Below are 14,813 nucleotides of genomic sequence, written 5' to 3'. Positions count from 1 at the left end.
CGTGGCCGCGGACACGCCGGCCCATGACGTGACGACCTGGCCGGCGGTGTTCACCTCGCTGCTGGCCGGACACGACCTGACGACGGCCGAGGCCGCCTGGGCGATGGACCGCGTCATGAGCGGCGAGGCGTCCCCGGCGCAGATCGCCGGCTTCCTCGTGGCGCTGCGGGCCAAGGGAGAGAGCGTCGAGGAGATGCGCGGCCTGGCCGACATGATGCTCAGCCACGCCAACCGCATCGAGGTCCCGGGCACCAGCCTCGACATCGTCGGCACCGGCGGGGACCGGTCCCACACGGTCAACATCTCCACGATGGCCTCGATCGTGTGCGCCGCCGCCGGCGTCACGATCGTCAAGCACGGCAACCGGGCGGCGTCCTCCAGCTCCGGCTCAGCCGACGTGCTCGAGGCGCTCGGGGTCAACCTGACGATCCCGCCCGCGCGGGTGGCCGAGGTCGCCGGGCAGGCCGGCATCACGTTCTGCTTCGCCCAGACCTTCCACCCCTCGTTCCGGCACACGGCGGCGCCCCGGCGCGACCTCGGCATCGGGACGGCGTTCAACGTCCTCGGGCCCCTCACCAACCCCGCCCAGCCGACGTATGCCGCGGTCGGCGTCGCCGACCAGCGGATGGCTCCCCTCATGGCGGGGGTCTTCGCCGGCCGGGGCAAGGACGCCGCGGTGTTCCGGGGCGACGACGGCCTGGACGAGCTGACGATCTCCACGACGTCGTCGGTGTGGTGGGTCCGCGGCGGCGTCGTGCGCGAGCACACCCTCGACCCGCGCGAGCTCGGCCTCGAGCTGCACCCGCTGGAGTCGCTGCGGGGTGGGGACGCGGTCCACAACGCCCAGGTCGTGCGCGACGTCTTCGCCGGTCAGGCCGGTCCGGTGCGCGACGCCGTCCTGCTCAATGCCGGTATCGCGCTCGCCCTCACCGAGGCCGACCGCGGGCACGGCGCGGCGGCGTTCACCGCCCAGGTGGGTGCCGGGATGGCCCGCGCCGCCCGTGCCATCGACGAGGGCGGTGCGACGGCGGTCATCGAGCGCTGGGTCGCCGCGACCCGCAGCTGACCGCGACCGGTGGCTGGCGTCGGTGTCAGGCGTCGTCGAGGCCGAGGCTGAAGGCCGCCTCGAGGTCGTGCTTGGAGTAGGTGCGGAACGCGATGTGCGTCTGCGTGCCGAGCACGCCCTGCACCTTGTTGAGCCGGTCGGCGATGACGTCGGCGAACTGCTCGTGCTGCTGCACCCGGACCACGGCGATCAGGTCCACGTCGCCGGTGACGGAGTAGACCTCGCTGACCCCGTCGATCTCGGCGATGGCGGCGGCCACCTCGGGGATGCGGTCGACTTCGGCGTTGATCAGCACGATGGCGGTAATCACGGGCCAACCCTAGCCCGCGGCGGCGACGGGTGCCGTGGCCGACGCCGTGCCCGGCGCTGCAGCAGAAGGCTCGGCGGCAGGTGCGGCAGGTGCGGCAGGTGCGGACGGGCCCGGCGCCGCGGACGGCACGGCGGCCGGCGGCTGGTGCCGCAGCCCCGCGCCCCCGGGCTCGTCGAAGCCCACCGCGTCGCGGTAGGCCGCTGCGAGCGGCTCGAGCCGGGCCCGGGCGGCCCCGGCACCGTGGACCGGGCAGGTCCACTCGCCCTCGATGCTCACGATCCGCACGCCGGGGCTCTCCAGCCAGCGCAGGACCTTCTCGGTCTCCTCGGGGAACGCCGAGGGCGCGGGGCCGACGGCCGCCGGGACGACCTCGGCACTGGCGCGCAGCGCCTCGATGTAGGGCATCGGGTCGGCGCCTCGCGGGCTGACCGTGGTGCCGGCGAGCCGGCCGTGGCGCACGCAGACCACCTCCCAGCCCCCGGCCTCGGCACGCCGGGCCGCGACGACCTCCGGGCTCGCCGCGAGCGGGGCGAGGCGCTGGGTGCGGGCGGCGGCGCGGACCAGGTGCAGCATGCGGTCGCGCACCTCGCCGGCGTCCTCGTAACGCTCCTGGGTGGACAGCAGGTCCATCCGGTGGTGCAGGGCGGCGACGACCTCTCGGGCGTCGCCGCAGATGGCCCGGGCCACGCGCTCGACGACCTGCGCGTAGGCCTCGACGTCCTGGGCCCCGGTGCACGGCGCCCCGCACCGACCCATCTCGGCGAGGACGCAGCTCGCGGAGCGCCCCTTGACGGTGATCCGGGTGGTGCACTGCCGCAGCGGCACCACCTCGTGCACGGCGGCGATCGCCGACTCGGCCGCCCTGCGTGAGGAGAACGGCCCGACGTAGCGGGCGCCGTCGTCGCGGACCTCCCGCACGATGCTCAGCCGGGGGAACGGCTCGACGGTCAGCTTGACCCAGGGGGAGCGCTCGGGGTGGCGTGAGCGGCGGTTGTAGCGCGGCTTGTGCTCGGCGATGAGCCGCAGCTCGCGGACCTCGGCCTCCAGCGTGGTCTGGCACACGACGGGGGTGACGGTCTCGGCGATGCCGACCATCTCGGCCATGCGCGTGCGCTGCTCCGAGGCGGTGAAGTAGGTGCGGACGCGGGTGCGGATGTCGCGCGAGGTGCCGACGTAGAGGACGCGGCCCTGCGCGTCCTTGAAGAGGTAGACCCCCGGCGCGCTCGGCAGTCCCTCGGCGAGGTGCCGCTTGCGGCGCTGGGCCGCCGACACCCGCGAGGAGAAGCTGCCCAGCTCCTCCAGCGTGTGCACCCCGAGGTTGCCCACCCGGGCGAGCAGGCCGTGGAGCACGTCGACCGTGGCGCGGGCGTCGTGCAGGGCCCGGTGGTCGGGGGTCGTCGCGGCGCCGAAGAGCCGGGCGAGGGTGCCCAGCTTGCGGTCGCGCGCCTCGTCCTTGGTCACGAGCTGCCGCGCCAGGTGGGCGGTGTCGACGACCCGGAACCGGGGCCACTCGTGCCCGGTCAGCGCGGCGGCCGCCTTGAGGAAGGAGACGTCGAAGGGGGCGTTGTGGGCGACCAGGACGCTGCCCCGGGCGAACTCGAGGAACGCCGGCAGCGCCGCGTCCACGCGGGGGGCGTCGGCGACCATGCGGTCGGTGATGCCCGTCAGCAGGGAGATGAACGCCGGGATCGCCTCGCCCGGGTTGACCAGGGTCTGGAACTCGCCGACGACCTCGCCGCCGCGGACCTTCACGGCGCCGATCTCGGTGATGTGCGCCCCGGCGGGGCTGCCGCCGGTGGTCTCGAGGTCGACGACCACGAACGTCACCCCGGACAGGGGTGTGCCCAGATCGTCGAGTGTTCCTTGGACGCCCTGCATGCCCCGGACCGTATGCCGTGCCGCCGACAGGCCGGTCGCCGACACCCCCGCGTGGCTCGTCGCAGCAGGTCAGGGCGGCGGGGAGGCGTCGGGGGGCCGGCGCGGCTTTGCCGGGTGGGCCGCCGGACGCGGCCGGCTCGCCCGTGGCGGGGGACTGTCGGACCCGGTGCCTAGCGTGCTGGTCACGGGCTGGTCCGCACGGGGGCTCGCCGACCAGCGCAGGAGGAGGGACGCCGATGCCACCCACGCGACCGATGATCATGGACTGCGACACGTGCCCGGTGCGGGGGACCCGCTGCGAGGGGTGCGTGGTCACCGCCCTGACGGCGCCGCAGCCCGCGGAGCTGCCGCTGGACCCGGGGGAGCGGCGCGCCGTCGACGCCCTCGTGGGCGCCGGCCTGCTGGCCCGGGAGCGCGTGGCGGGGCTGCGCGCCCGGCGCGAGCCGTGGTCCGGTGCCCGGGCTGCGGTCTGACCCACAACCCCGCCTTCTAGAGTGACGCCCGTGACACGGGCATCGCGCTGGCGGCAAGCCACCTTCCTGGCGCTCGCGGTGATCCTCGGGGCCGTCGTCACGCTCGTCCTCACCGGGGTGCTGTCCCACGGCATCCCGGTGGTCTCCGGGACCCGTGGCCCCACGTCCGCGAGCGCTCCGGCGGGCACCCCCGGTCCCGACCCCGACCAGATGCGCACACAGGCGCTGCAGTCGCTGCTGGAGCGGCGCACGGAGGCCGTGAGGAAGCGCCGCAAGGCCGACTGGATGGCCACCGTCGCCGACCCGCGGTCCGCGTTCGGCAAGCGGCAGTCGGCCGTGTTCGACCACCTCATGCGGCTGCCCTTGTCGCGGTTCACCTTCGCCGACCCGTTGAACCAGCCGCAGCTCACGCCCACCGACGTCGGCGCCGGGGCGCAGGCGTGGGTCGCGAAGGTGGAGGGGCAGTGGTCGCTCGCGGGCTACGACCGCGGCCCGCGCACCTACGACCTCTACCTCACCGTCACGCACGGCGCCGGCGGCTGGCGGCTGGCCGACGACCGGGACGGCGGCACCCAGCTTCAGGTGTGGGACCTGCCCGGCATGCGGGTGCTGAGCGGGCAGAGCTCGCTGGTGCTCGGCAACGCCCCGCTGGCCCGGATGCAGGCCTACCGCAGCCAGGCCGACGCGGGGGTCGCCCGGGTGACGGCGGTCTGGGGCCGGGGCTGGAGCCGCCGGGTCGTCCTCGTCACGCCGGCCACGACCGCCGAGTTCGCGGCCCTGCTCTCGCGCGAGAAGACCGGCCTGGACCAGGTCGCCGCCGTCACCGAGGGGCCGATCACCGCCGGGGAGAGGGCCCAGGCCGACCGGATCGTGGTCAACCCGGGTGCCTACTCCCGGCTCGCGGCACTCGGCCGGCGCGTGGTCATCACCCACGAGCTCACCCACGTGGCGATCCGCTCGACCACGACGCGCCAGGTGCCGATCTGGCTGTCGGAGGGGATGGCCGACCACGTCGGCTACTCCGGGCTCGGCCTGCCCCGCCAGCGGGTGGCCGCCGAGCTGCTCACCCGCGTCCGTCAGGGCAAGGGCCCGACCCGGCTGCCGACCGCCACCGACTTCGACCCCACGCGCAGCACCATCGCCCCCGCCTACTCGGCGGCGTGGCTGGCGGTGGAGCGGATCGCCGACCTCTACGGCGAGCGCAAGCTGGTGGCGTTCTACCGCGCGGCGGCGGGGGAGGGGACCTCCGGCAGCGCGCCGCTCGGCGACCCCGACCAGGCGACGGCGCAGGCCTTCACGTCGGTGCTCGGGGTCACCCAGAAGCACTTCACCACGTCCTGGCTGGCCTACCTGCGCCAGCTCGCCGGCGCGTGAGGGGATGACGCCATGAGCCGCCGGGCACTCGCGGTCGGGGCCGCGGTCGGCGCCGCCCTCGTGGCCGCCGGGGTGGCGCTGCTGACCCCGTGGCAGCCGCTGGGCGCCCCCGCGGCAGTCCGGCCGCACGTGGCCGCCGACTTCACCGCGGCGGAAGTGCACCGCGCGGCGGCCTTCCGGGCCGACCTGGGCCCCTGGCCGTTCGTCGCCCTCGCCCTGGGGGTGGCCGTGCCCTGGGCTCTCCTGCTCCTCCTGCGCCGCCGTGACCGGCCGGGTGGTCGCGACGGGCAGGGTGGTCAGGACCGGCAGGGTGGTCAGGACCGGCAGGGTGGCCGAACCGGGCAGGAGCCCTCGCCGGCTCCCCGCCGGCGCTGGCCCGTCGTCCTGGGCACGGTGCTGGCCGTGGTGGCGCTGCAGTGGCTGGTCACCCTGCCGTTCGCCGTGCACTCCGAGGTCGTCCTGCGCCGGTTCGGCCTGTCCACCCAGGCCTGGCCCGGCTGGCTGCGCGACGAGCTGGTCGGCCTCGGTCTCGGCGCAGGCATCACCGCCCTCGGCGTCCTCGCCGTGTGGTGGGTGGTGCGCCGCGCCCCCCGCCGCTGGCCGTGGCTGCTGGCCGGGGGAGCCGCCGTGCTCACCGTCCTGGGCTCGGTCCTCTACCCGCTGGTCATCGAGCCCGCCTACAACCGGTTCACCGCGTTGCCGGAGAGCACGCTGACCCGCTCGATCACCGCGTTGGCCGCCCGTGACGGCATCCCGCACGTGCGGGTCGTGGTCTCCGACGCCAGCTCGCGCACCACCGGGGAGAACGCCCACGTCTCCGGGCTGGGCTCGACCCGGTGGGTCGTGCTCGACGACACGACGCTGGCCCGGGCCCGCCAGGACCCTGCCGCCGTGCTGGCGGTGGTCGCGCACGAGTTCGGCCACGTGCGCCACCAGGACGTCCTGCGCGGCACCGCGCTCGGGGCCGTCGGCGCGGCCACCGGGGTGCTGGCGCTCGCGTGGCTGCTCACCTCCCCCCGCGGCTCACGGTGGTTCGTGACCGACGAGCCGAGGCGACGCGACGTCGTGCGCGGCACCGTCCTCCTGGTCGCCGTCGCGACGACGGCGCCCTGGGTCGCCGCGCCGGTCACCAACCTCGTCAGCCGCCACATCGAGGCCGCCGCCGACGTCCACGCCCTCGACGTCACGCGGGACGTGCCGGCCTTCGAGCGGATGCAGCACGACCTCGCCGTGAGCAACCTCAGCCGGCTGGACCCGACCTGGTGGCAGACCGCGCTGTTCGCGACCCACCCCGACCCGGCGTGGCGCATCGCCCAGGCCCGGGCGTGGCAGGCGCTCCACCGCTAGGGTCCTGCGCCATGGAGCGCACCGCCGACGGCACCGAGATCCTGCGGCGCCGGGCGGCCCGCGTCATCCTGCTCGACGAGGACGACCACGTGCTGATGATCCACGGCACCGACCCGGCCAACCCGCGCGACTCCTACTGGTACTCCCTCGGCGGCGGCGTCGACGAGGGGGAGGACCCGCGCGCGGCGGCGGTCCGGGAGGTGTGGGAGGAGACGGGACTGCGGCTCGACCCCGCCGACCTGGTCGGCCCGCTGCGCGAGGACGTCGTCGTCTTCCCCTTCGACGGCAGGCAGATCCACCAGGAGCAGGTCTTCTTCGGTGCCCGCACGACGCGCTTCACCGCCAGTCCGGCGGCGTTCGAGGAGGCCGAGGTGCGCTCCACGATCGCCATCGACTGGCTGCCGGCCCGGGCCCTGGATCAGGTCGCCGAGACGGTCTTCCCCGAGTTCCTCGCCGAGCTGGTCGAGGACCTCGTGGCGAGGGAGACGGCCACCAGCGCCCCGACCAGCCAGAACTGGTTGTAGAACGCCTGCTTGTTGACCAGGTTGGCCACCAGCAGCATCAGCGCCAGCCAGCGCAGCAGCTCGGGCAACCCCGGCTGCCGGCGCCACACCGTGACGATCACCGCGCCGAGGGTGCCGAACACCACGAGCCCGGTCAGGGCGAACGGCAGCATCACGCCGAACTCGTTGAGCGCCAGCAGGTAGAGCGTGTTGGCGAACTTGATCGGGTGGAAGGTCACCAGCAGCGACACCGTGTCGTGGACGAAGTCGGCGGGGCTCGCGAGGAACCACGGCGCGATGAGCACGCCAGTCACGGCACCGGTCGCCACCGAGCGGCGCCAGCCGAAGGGCCGCCACACCAGCAGGATCGGCAGCAGCAAGGCCAGGTGCTGCTTGCTGGCGCAGGCCAGCGCCAGCGGGAGCACCGCCCACCACGGATGGCCGCGGCGCACCAGCACCGCCCACCAGACGATCCCGGCCAGCAGCAGCGGCTCGGTCCAGGCCTGGTCGACCTGGGTGAGCGTGCCGGGCGCCAGCAGCAGGAGGGCCATGAGCGGGCCGGCGACCCACAGGGCCCGGCGGTCGGCGACCTGGCCGCGGCCCAGGACGAGCATCCCGGCGGCCGCCACCATCGTCCACACCACCAGTGCCCACCGGACGTCGCCGGCCAGCCAGCGGCCGGGCGCCAGCAGCACCGCGGTCCACGGAAGGTAGGTGAACGCGTCCTTGATGCCCGGCGACCCCGTCCACGTCATCGCGTACATGTTCTGCCCGTGCAGCATCCCGTCGCTGGCCTGCTGCAGCGTGACCCACACGTCGATCTTCGGCGCCGGGTCGTCGACGATGGCGATGACCGACCCCACCAGGTATGCCGTGACCGCGGCTCCCAGCACCAGCAGCCCCGTCGTGGGGCCGGGCCGCTGCACCAGGACGGCGCACACGACGGCACCCACGATGAACGCGCCGAGCGCCCACCGCTTGCCGCCGGGGGAGAGGTAGCAGAACAGCGGCACGTAGGCCGTCACGGCCGCAGACCCCAGCAACGCCAACGAGATCGAGCGCTGGGTCGCTGCCGGGGCGGCCGGGGCACGCCACTGCCAGCACGCCAGGGCCACCGTGGCGGCCGTGAGGGTCGCCACGATGAGCACCTCGAAGCGCACGACGCTCCACTGGAGGGCGGCGAACGTCGCCACCCAGGCCAGCGCCACGGCATACGGCAGGGTCCGGGCGACCCCGGTGCGGGAGAGCATGCCCTAGACCGTAGAGGTCACTCCCGGGCGCCGGAGTAGAGGGCCTCGACCTGGGTGCCGAAGTCCTTCATGACGATGTTGCGCTTGAGCTTCAGCGACGGCGTGAGGTAGCCGTTCTCCTCGGTGAAGTCGCCCGGCAGGATCGTGAACTTGCGGATCGACTCCGCCTTGGACACGGCCTTGTTGGCGCTGTCCACCGCCCGCTGGATCTCGGCGCGGATCGCCTCGTTGTCCGGGGCGTCCTCCATCGACAGGCCCTCGAGGCCGTTGTTCTTGGCCCACTGCGGCAGCATCTCGGCGTCGAGCGTGACCAGGGCCGCGATGAACGGCTTCTGGTCGCCGACGACGATGCACTGCGAGACCAGCGGGTGGGCGCGCAGGCGGTCCTCCAGCACCGCGGGGGCGACGTTCTTGCCGCCGGCGGTGACGAGGAGCTCCTTCTTGCGGCCCGTGATCTTCAGGAAGCCGTCGTCGTCGAGCTCGCCGATGTCGCCGGTGTGGAACCAGCCGTCCTTGATCGCCTCGGCGGTGGCCTGGGGGTTGTTGTGGTAGCCGGAGAAGACGTCGATGCCCTTGACGAGCACCTCGCCGTCGTCGGCGATCCGGATCGAGATGCCCGGCAGGGGAGCGCCCACCGTGCCGATCTTGATCAGCTCGGGGGTGTTGACCGTCGCCGGGGCGGTGGTCTCGGTGAGGCCGTAGCCCTCGAGGACGGTCAGGCCGATGCCGCGGAAGAAGTGCCCGAGGCGGGTGCCGAGCGGCGCGCCGCCGGAGACGGCATACAGGACCCTGCCGCCCATGGCGGCCCGCAGCTTGCCGTAGACGAGCCGGTCGAAGACGGCGTGCTTGACCTTCAGGCCGAGTCCCGGGCCACCCTCGTCCTGGGCCTTGCTCCAGGCGATGGCGGCCTCGGCGGCCGTGTGGAAGATCTTGCCCTTGCCCTCGGCGGTGGCCTTCTGCTCCGAGGAGTTGTAGATCTTCTCGAACACGCGGGGCACCGAGAGGATGAAGGTGGGCTGGAAGGTGCCGAAGTCGGCCAGCAGGTTCTTGATGTCGGCCGAGTGGCCCATGCGGGCGCCGGCGGCGACGCAGAGCACCTCGATGAAGCGGGCGAAGACGTGGGCCAGCGGCAGGAAGAGCAGCGTGGACGCGCCCTCGACGGCGACGACCGAGCCGAGCCGCTCCACGCAGTTCTCGGCCAGGGCCATGAAGTTGTCGTGGGTGAGCTGGCAGCCCTTGGGCCGGCCGGTGGTGCCTGAGGTGTAGATGATGGTGGCGGTGTCGGCGCGGTTGACCTTGGCGCGTCGCGTGTCGAGGTCGGCGTTGGTGACCCGTTCGCCCTCGACGGCGAGGCGGTCGAGGTCTGCGGCGTCGATCTGCCACACGTGCTTGAGGGCGGGCAGCTGGTCGCGGACCTCCTCCAGCGCGGTCGCGTGGGCCGGCGTCTCGAGGATGACCGCGACCGCCCCGGAGTCGGACAGGATCCAGTGCACCTGCTCGGGGGAGGAGGTCTCGTAGATCGGGACGGCCACTGCGCCGGCGGTCCACACGGCGAAGTCCGCCAGGGTCCACTCGTAGCGGGTCTTGCTCATGATGGCGACGCGGTCGCCGACGCCGATCCCGGCGGCCATCAGGCCCTTGGCCAGGGCACGGACCTCGCGCAGGAAGCGCTCATTGGTGATGTCGACCCACTGCTCACCCTCACGGCGGGAGAAGGCCACGGCGTCGGGTCGCTCCGTCCCGTTGCGCGCCGGCAGGTCCGAGAGGTTGCCCTCCGTCCTCGTCGGAACCAGCGCGGGTACGGCGATGTCCTTCACACGGCCTCCTCAGCCAAAGTCTCGAGCACGCACCCGAACCTTACCCACGGGTCACATCCGGCGGCTCATCGCGAATGTCACACTTGTGCAGCCATGCTCGTCCCATCATTGCCCCTGACCCACCCCCTGCAGCGTGCGGTCCCCGTCGACATCGTCGACGACACCTACATCCACGTCGCCCCGGAAGAGGTCTGTGCCCTCGTCGCCGACCCCCACAACCACGCCCGGTGGTGGCCGGACCTGCGCCTGCGCACCGTCCGGGACCGGGGGGTCAAGGGGCAGCGCTGGGAGATCGAGGGAGCGATCGCCGGCACGATGGAGATCTGGCTCGAACCGTTCCGGGACGGGGTGATCGTGCACCACTACGTGCGTGGTCAGGGGCTCGGCCGGCGCCGGCGCACGGCCGGCACCCGGCACACCCTGCGCTGGAAGCGTGACGTCACGCGGCTCAAGGACGTGCTGGAGGGACGCGCCCGATAGCGGCCTGTAGCCTTCGCCCATGGCCGAGCGCACTGAGTCCAGCATCGACATCGCCGCGTCGCCGGGCGCTGTCCTCGACGTCATCGCGGACTTCGACAGCTACCCCCAGTGGGCCGGCGAGGTCAAGAAGGTCTCCGTGCTGTCCGAGGACGGTGACGGCTGGGCCGACCAGGTGCAGTTCACCCTCGATGCCGGCGCCATCAAGGACACCTACGTCCTGGACTACGACTGGGACGTCGTCGAGGACGGCACCGGCGTCATCTCCTGGTCGCTGGTCACCGCCGAGGTGCTCAAGGCGATGAACGGCTCCTACACGCTCCAGGGCGACGAGGTCGTCACGACCGTGACCTACCGGCTGGCCGTCGACGTCAAGATCCCCATGCTGGGCATGCTCAAGCGCAAGGCCGAGAAGGTCATCATCGACACCGCGCTCAAGGAGCTCAAGAAGCGCGTCGAGTCGTAGGACATCCGATGCGCGTCCTCCTGTTCACCGGCAAGGGTGGGGTCGGCAAGACCACGACGGCCGCGGCGACCGCGGTCCACGCCGCCCGGCAGGGCATCAAGACCCTGGTGCTGTCGACCGACGCCGCGCACTCCCTCGGGGACGCGCTCGGGGTGGACCTCACCCCGCCGGAGGGTGCCCACGAGCCCCTCGTGGAGGTCGAGCCCGGCCTGGCCGCCCTGCAGGTCAGCGCCCCGCATGCGCTGCGCCGGTCGTGGCGCTCGGTGCAGGACTACCTGCTCGGGGTCCTGGACACCCTCGGCATCGACCACGTCGTCGCCGAGGAGCTGACCTCCCTGCCCGGCGCGGAGGAGGTCGTCGCCCTGCTCGAGCTGCGCGAGCAGGTGGGGTCTGGCCTGTTCGACCTGGTCGTCGTCGACTGCGCGCCCACGACCGAGACCCTGCGCCTGCTCGCCCTGCCCGAGGCCCTCGCCTGGCACCTCGAGCGGCTGCTGCCGGCCCAGCGCGGCCTGCTGCGCTCGCTGCGCCCGGCCGCGGCCGCCGCGGCGGGACTGCCGGTGCCTGGCGCCGACGTCGTCGGGGCCCTGGGGCGCTGGCAGCAGCACCTGCGCGAGGTGCAGGACATCCTGCGGGCTGATACCACCAGCGTCCGGCTGGTGATGACCCCCGAGAGCGTGGTCATCGCCGAGTCGCGCCGGACCCTCACCTCCCTGGGCCTCTACGGCTTCACCGTCGACCAGGTCGTCGTCAACCGGGTGCTGCCCGAGGCCGACGGGGACCACCCCGACCCGTGGCGCGCGTCGTGGAACGCCGCCCAGCAGCGTGGGCTGGCCGAGGTGCGCGAGTCCTTCGAGCCGCTGCCCGTGGTCGTCTCGCCCTACCTCGCGCAGGAGCCGATCGGGGCCGACGCGCTCGCCGACCTCGCCCTGGCCCGCACCGGCGACCCCGCGGCCGCCTCGGCCGAGGCGCTGCTCGCCCCCACCGCCCCCCGCGGCACGACCCTGGAACGGGAGGGCACGGCATACCTGCTGACCCTGCCGCTGCCGCTCGCGACCGCCGCGGAGGTCGACCTCGGCCGCCGCGGGGACGAGCTGCTGGTGACGGTCGGGGACCACCGCCGGGTGCTGTCGCTGCCCAGCGTGCTGCGCCGCTGCGACGTCACCGGCGCGCGGGTGCGGGACGGCGCCCTGCGCGTGCGGTTCGTCCCCGACCAGAAGGTGTGGCCGCAACCATGAGCGAGCAGACCCCCGCCCCCGAGGGCGCCCGCATCGGCACGGTGGCCGAGGAGACCGCGCGCCTGGTGGAGGCGTTCGCGGCGTGGTCGACGAGCCAGCGCGGCGGCTCCGCCGCGGCCGCCGAGGGCCATGGCGACCGGGACGGTCACCACCGGGACGGGACGCGCGCGTATGCCGGCCGGCCGGGTGCCGCAGACGGGTCCGGTGCCGCTGGGGCGGGCTCCCGCGGCCGCCCCGCGGGCGCCGGCCCGCGGGCGGACGGGGCGGACCGCTCCGGGGACGCACCCGAGGACGGCCCGCGCTGTGAGTCCTGCGGGGCGCAGACCGGTGTCGGCCGGGCCGAGTCGTGTGGCGTGTGCCCGGTCTGCCGGGGCATCAGCTGGCTGCGCACCGTGCACCCGGAGACGATCGACCGGCTGGCCGACGTCGCCGGGATGCTGGCCGAGACCCTGCGCGAGGTCGCCCGCGAGGCCCGGCCGGGCACGGGCGGACCGGAGGACGAGACAGCGGACACGGCGCCCCGCCGTGGCGCTAGCGTCCAGCGCATCCTCGTCGAGGACGACGAGGAGACCGACGACGACATGCACGACACCGGGAAGAGGACGAGGCAGTGAGCGCCACCATCGGGCTGGACATCGGCGGCACCAAGATCGCTGGCGGGCTGGTGTCACCCACCGGCACGATCCTGGCCCGGGCGCGCCGGGTGACCCCGGCGCACGACCCGGACCGCATCGCGGTCGAGGCGGCCGACCTGGTCCGCGAGCTGGCCCTGGGCGCCGACGTCGTCGGGGTCGGCGTGGCGTGCGCGGGGTTCATCGACAAGACCGGCTCGACCGTGCTCTTCGCCCCCAACCTCGCCTGGCGCGACGAGCCGCTCAAGCAGCGGCTGCAGTCCGCGATGGACCTGCCGGTCGTCATCGACAACGACGCCAACGCGGCGGCGTGGGGCGAGTTCCGCTTCGGCGCCGCCCGTGACGTCGAGGACATGGTGCTCATCACCGTCGGCACCGGCATCGGTGGCGGCGTCGTCATCGGCAACAGGCTCCTGCGCGGCGCCTACGGGATCGCCGCCGAGCTCGGCCACATGCGGGTCGTGCCCGACGGCATCCGGTGCGGCTGCGGCAACCGCGGCTGCTGGGAGATGTACGCCAGCGGCACCGCCCTGGTGCGCGAGGCCCGCGAGCTGGTCCGCTCCGGCACCCCGCACGCGGCCCGGCTCGCCGAGCTCTGTGCCGGGGACCCCGACAAGCTGGCCGGCGCGGACGTGACCGCCGCGGCCGCCGAGGGCGACCCTGCCGCGATCGAGGTGCTGGCTGACCTCGGCCGGTGGGTCGGCGAGGGCGCGGCGTCGGTGACGGCGATCCTCGACCCCGAGCTGATCGTCCTCGGCGGCGGCGTGGCCGACGCCGGGGCGCTGCTGCTCGACCCGGCCCAGGCGGCGTTCCGCCGGCAGCTGACCGGGCGCGGCCACCGGCCGGAGGCCCGCTTCGCCCTCGCCAGCCTGGGCAACGACGCCGGCATCATCGGCGCCGCCGCGCTGGCCGCGGAGGCCGTGGGGTGAGCCCTGGAGGCGTCACCGGCCCGCTCGCGATCGGTGTCGACATCGGCGGCACCAAGGTCGCCGGCGGGGTGGTCGACGCCACGGGCGCGGTCCTGCACCGCGCCCGGCGCGTGACACCCCACCGCTCCACCAGCCCGGCCGTCGTCGAGGACACCATCGTCGAAGTGGTCCAGGAGCTGCGCGAGCTCGCGGCCGCGCTCGCGGACGGCACCGACACTCCCGGCGCGTCCCGCGCCGCTGCGGCCGAGGTGGTGGCCGTGGGCATCGGGGCGGCGGGGTTCGTCTCGGCCGACCGGGCCACCGTCGTGTTCGCCCCGCACCTGTCCTGGCGCAACGAGCCGCTGCGTGACGCCCTGCGCTCCCGGGTGGGGGTGCCGGTGTTCGTCGACAACGACGCCAACGCGGCCGCCTGGGCGGAGTGGCGCTTCGGGGCCGGGGCCGGCGAGACCCACCTGATGATGGTCACGCTCGGCACCGGCATCGGCGGCGCCATCCTCACCGACGGGCACGTCCAGCGCGGCCGCTTCGGCATCGCGGGAGAGTTCGGCCACATGCAGGTCGTCCCCGGCGGGCACCGCTGCGAGTGCGGCAACCGCGGCTGCTGGGAGCAGTACGCCAGCGGCAACGCCCTCGTCCGGGAGGCGCGCTCGCTGGCCACCGCACAGTCGCCGCTCGCCACGGACCTGCTGGCCCGCGTCGGCGGCCTGCCCGCCGACCTCACCGGCCCGGTCATCACGGAGGCGGCCCGCGAGGGCGACCCGACCTCGCGCGAGCTGCTCGCCGACATCGGCACGTGGCTCGGGGTCGGCATCGCCAACCTGGCCGCGGCGTTCGACCCCGGCACCTTCGTCATCGGCGGCGGGGTCAGCGCGGCCGGCGAGCTGCTGCTCGAGCCGGCGCGGGAGTCCTACCGGCGGACCCTGACCGGCCGCGGATACCGGCCCGAGGCGCGCATCGTTGCCGCCCAGCTGGGCAACGAGGCCGGCCTGATCGGTGCGGCCGACCTGGCCCGGGCCGAGGTCACCGGGACGGCGTGAGCGCAGCGGCATGAGGACC

The 14,813-nt window shown here is 74.2% G+C and carries 15 protein-coding genes; 11 read left to right on the top strand and 4 right to left on the bottom strand.

Annotated features, from left to right (window positions below; all coding sequences use genetic code 11):
* The first annotated feature begins 1 nt into the window (after position 1).
* The gene (trpD, locus tag AC3ANM_RS02785; protein WP_488286617.1) at positions 2-1,066 is read left to right on the top strand and encodes an anthranilate phosphoribosyltransferase; all 1,065 of its coding nucleotides are present in this window, start codon (positions 2-4) and stop codon (positions 1,064-1,066) included.
* Between the two features lie 25 nt (positions 1,067-1,091).
* On the opposite strand, the gene AC3ANM_RS02780 is transcribed toward trpD, so the two are convergent.
* Entirely contained in the window at positions 1,092-1,376 is a 285-nt protein-coding gene (locus AC3ANM_RS02780; protein WP_488286616.1) for an Lrp/AsnC family transcriptional regulator, read from the bottom strand.
* A 9-nt stretch (positions 1,377-1,385) separates the two neighbouring features.
* Positions 1,386-3,254 (bottom strand): DEDD exonuclease domain-containing protein, encoded by a 1,869-nt coding sequence (locus AC3ANM_RS02775; protein ID WP_488286615.1) that lies wholly within the window; start codon positions 3,252-3,254, stop codon positions 1,386-1,388.
* Between the two features lie 236 nt (positions 3,255-3,490).
* Here AC3ANM_RS02775 and AC3ANM_RS02770 point away from each other — a divergent pair, with 236 nt between their 5' ends.
* The 4 genes from AC3ANM_RS02770 to AC3ANM_RS02755 are packed head-to-tail and all read left to right on the top strand — an operon-like array spanning position 3,491 to position 6,972.
* Positions 3,491-3,727: a hypothetical protein gene (locus AC3ANM_RS02770; protein WP_488286614.1), complete on the top strand. Its 237-nt coding sequence runs from the start codon at positions 3,491-3,493 to the stop codon at positions 3,725-3,727.
* Positions 3,728-3,757: 30 nt separating this feature from the next.
* On the top strand, positions 3,758-5,101 hold the full coding sequence (locus AC3ANM_RS02765) for a hypothetical protein (protein ID WP_488286613.1): 1,344 nt from the start codon (positions 3,758-3,760) through the stop codon (positions 5,099-5,101).
* 12 nt (positions 5,102-5,113) lie between these two features.
* On the top strand, positions 5,114-6,448 hold the full coding sequence (locus tag AC3ANM_RS02760; RefSeq protein ID WP_488286612.1) for a M48 family metalloprotease: 1,335 nt from the start codon (positions 5,114-5,116) through the stop codon (positions 6,446-6,448).
* Positions 6,449-6,459: 11 nt separating this feature from the next.
* Positions 6,460-6,972 (top strand): NUDIX hydrolase, encoded by a 513-nt coding sequence (locus AC3ANM_RS02755; RefSeq protein ID WP_488286611.1) that lies wholly within the window; start codon positions 6,460-6,462, stop codon positions 6,970-6,972.
* Here the strand turns inward: AC3ANM_RS02755 and AC3ANM_RS02750 are convergent.
* Both AC3ANM_RS02750 and AC3ANM_RS02745 read right to left on the bottom strand, forming a co-directional pair.
* Positions 6,867-8,201 carry a hypothetical protein gene (locus AC3ANM_RS02750; protein ID WP_488286610.1) on the bottom strand — a complete coding sequence of 445 codons (1,335 nt, stop codon included), beginning with the start codon at positions 8,199-8,201 and terminating at the stop codon, positions 6,867-6,869. The genes AC3ANM_RS02755 and AC3ANM_RS02750 overlap by 106 nt on opposite strands.
* Before the next feature lie 17 nt (positions 8,202-8,218).
* Entirely contained in the window at positions 8,219-10,018 is a 1,800-nt protein-coding gene (locus AC3ANM_RS02745; RefSeq protein WP_488286609.1) for an AMP-dependent synthetase/ligase, read from the bottom strand.
* 93 nt (positions 10,019-10,111) lie between these two features.
* Here AC3ANM_RS02745 and AC3ANM_RS02740 point away from each other — a divergent pair, with 93 nt between their 5' ends.
* Genes AC3ANM_RS02740 through AC3ANM_RS02715 form a run of 6 tightly spaced genes read left to right on the top strand, consistent with a single transcriptional unit; the run spans position 10,112 to position 14,794 of the window.
* Positions 10,112-10,498, top strand: a complete 387-nt coding sequence (locus tag AC3ANM_RS02740; RefSeq protein ID WP_488286608.1) for a hypothetical protein — start codon at positions 10,112-10,114, stop codon at positions 10,496-10,498.
* A gap of 19 nt (positions 10,499-10,517) precedes the next feature.
* Positions 10,518-10,961 carry an SRPBCC family protein gene (locus tag AC3ANM_RS02735; RefSeq protein WP_488286607.1) on the top strand — a complete coding sequence of 148 codons (444 nt, stop codon included), beginning with the start codon at positions 10,518-10,520 and terminating at the stop codon, positions 10,959-10,961.
* Positions 10,962-10,969: 8 nt separating this feature from the next.
* Positions 10,970-12,196, top strand: coding sequence for an ArsA family ATPase (locus AC3ANM_RS02730; RefSeq protein WP_488286606.1), 1,227 nt, complete (start codon positions 10,970-10,972; stop codon positions 12,194-12,196).
* Positions 12,193-12,810, top strand: coding sequence for a hypothetical protein (locus AC3ANM_RS02725; protein ID WP_488286605.1), 618 nt, complete (start codon positions 12,193-12,195; stop codon positions 12,808-12,810). The genes AC3ANM_RS02730 and AC3ANM_RS02725 overlap by 4 nt, the downstream gene beginning before the upstream one ends.
* Positions 12,807-13,757, top strand: coding sequence for an ROK family glucokinase (locus tag AC3ANM_RS02720; protein ID WP_488286604.1), 951 nt, complete (start codon positions 12,807-12,809; stop codon positions 13,755-13,757). Before AC3ANM_RS02725 ends, AC3ANM_RS02720 begins: the two co-directional genes overlap by 4 nt.
* Entirely contained in the window at positions 13,754-14,794 is a 1,041-nt protein-coding gene (locus AC3ANM_RS02715) for an ROK family glucokinase (protein ID WP_488286603.1), read from the top strand. The genes AC3ANM_RS02720 and AC3ANM_RS02715 overlap by 4 nt, the downstream gene beginning before the upstream one ends.
* Positions 14,795-14,813: the final 19 nt, after the last annotated feature.

This window comes from Oryzihumus sp. JJN4-3R (assembly GCF_057747915.1).
Note: the sequence above shows the minus strand (reverse complement) of the source record. Positions and strands in the feature narration are given on the sequence as shown.

What these genes read in the sequence shown, in the direction of transcription:
- AC3ANM_RS02755 (WP_488286611.1), top strand. Translation starts at nt 6,460, where the DNA reads ATGGAGCGCACCGCCGACGGCACCGAGATCCTGCGGCGCCGGGCGGCC.
- AC3ANM_RS02775 (WP_488286615.1), bottom strand. Translation starts at nt 3,254, where the DNA reads ATGCAGGGCGTCCAAGGAACACTCGACGATCTGGGCACACCCCTGTCC.
- AC3ANM_RS02740 (WP_488286608.1), top strand. Translation starts at nt 10,112, where the DNA reads ATGCTCGTCCCATCATTGCCCCTGACCCACCCCCTGCAGCGTGCGGTC.
- AC3ANM_RS02735 (WP_488286607.1), top strand. Translation starts at nt 10,518, where the DNA reads ATGGCCGAGCGCACTGAGTCCAGCATCGACATCGCCGCGTCGCCGGGC.
- AC3ANM_RS02725 (WP_488286605.1), top strand. Translation starts at nt 12,193, where the DNA reads ATGAGCGAGCAGACCCCCGCCCCCGAGGGCGCCCGCATCGGCACGGTG.
- AC3ANM_RS02760 (WP_488286612.1), top strand. Translation starts at nt 5,114, where the DNA reads ATGAGCCGCCGGGCACTCGCGGTCGGGGCCGCGGTCGGCGCCGCCCTC.
- AC3ANM_RS02750 (WP_488286610.1), bottom strand. Translation starts at nt 8,201, where the DNA reads ATGCTCTCCCGCACCGGGGTCGCCCGGACCCTGCCGTATGCCGTGGCG.
- AC3ANM_RS02770 (WP_488286614.1), top strand. Translation starts at nt 3,491, where the DNA reads ATGCCACCCACGCGACCGATGATCATGGACTGCGACACGTGCCCGGTG.
- AC3ANM_RS02730 (WP_488286606.1), top strand. Translation starts at nt 10,970, where the DNA reads ATGCGCGTCCTCCTGTTCACCGGCAAGGGTGGGGTCGGCAAGACCACG.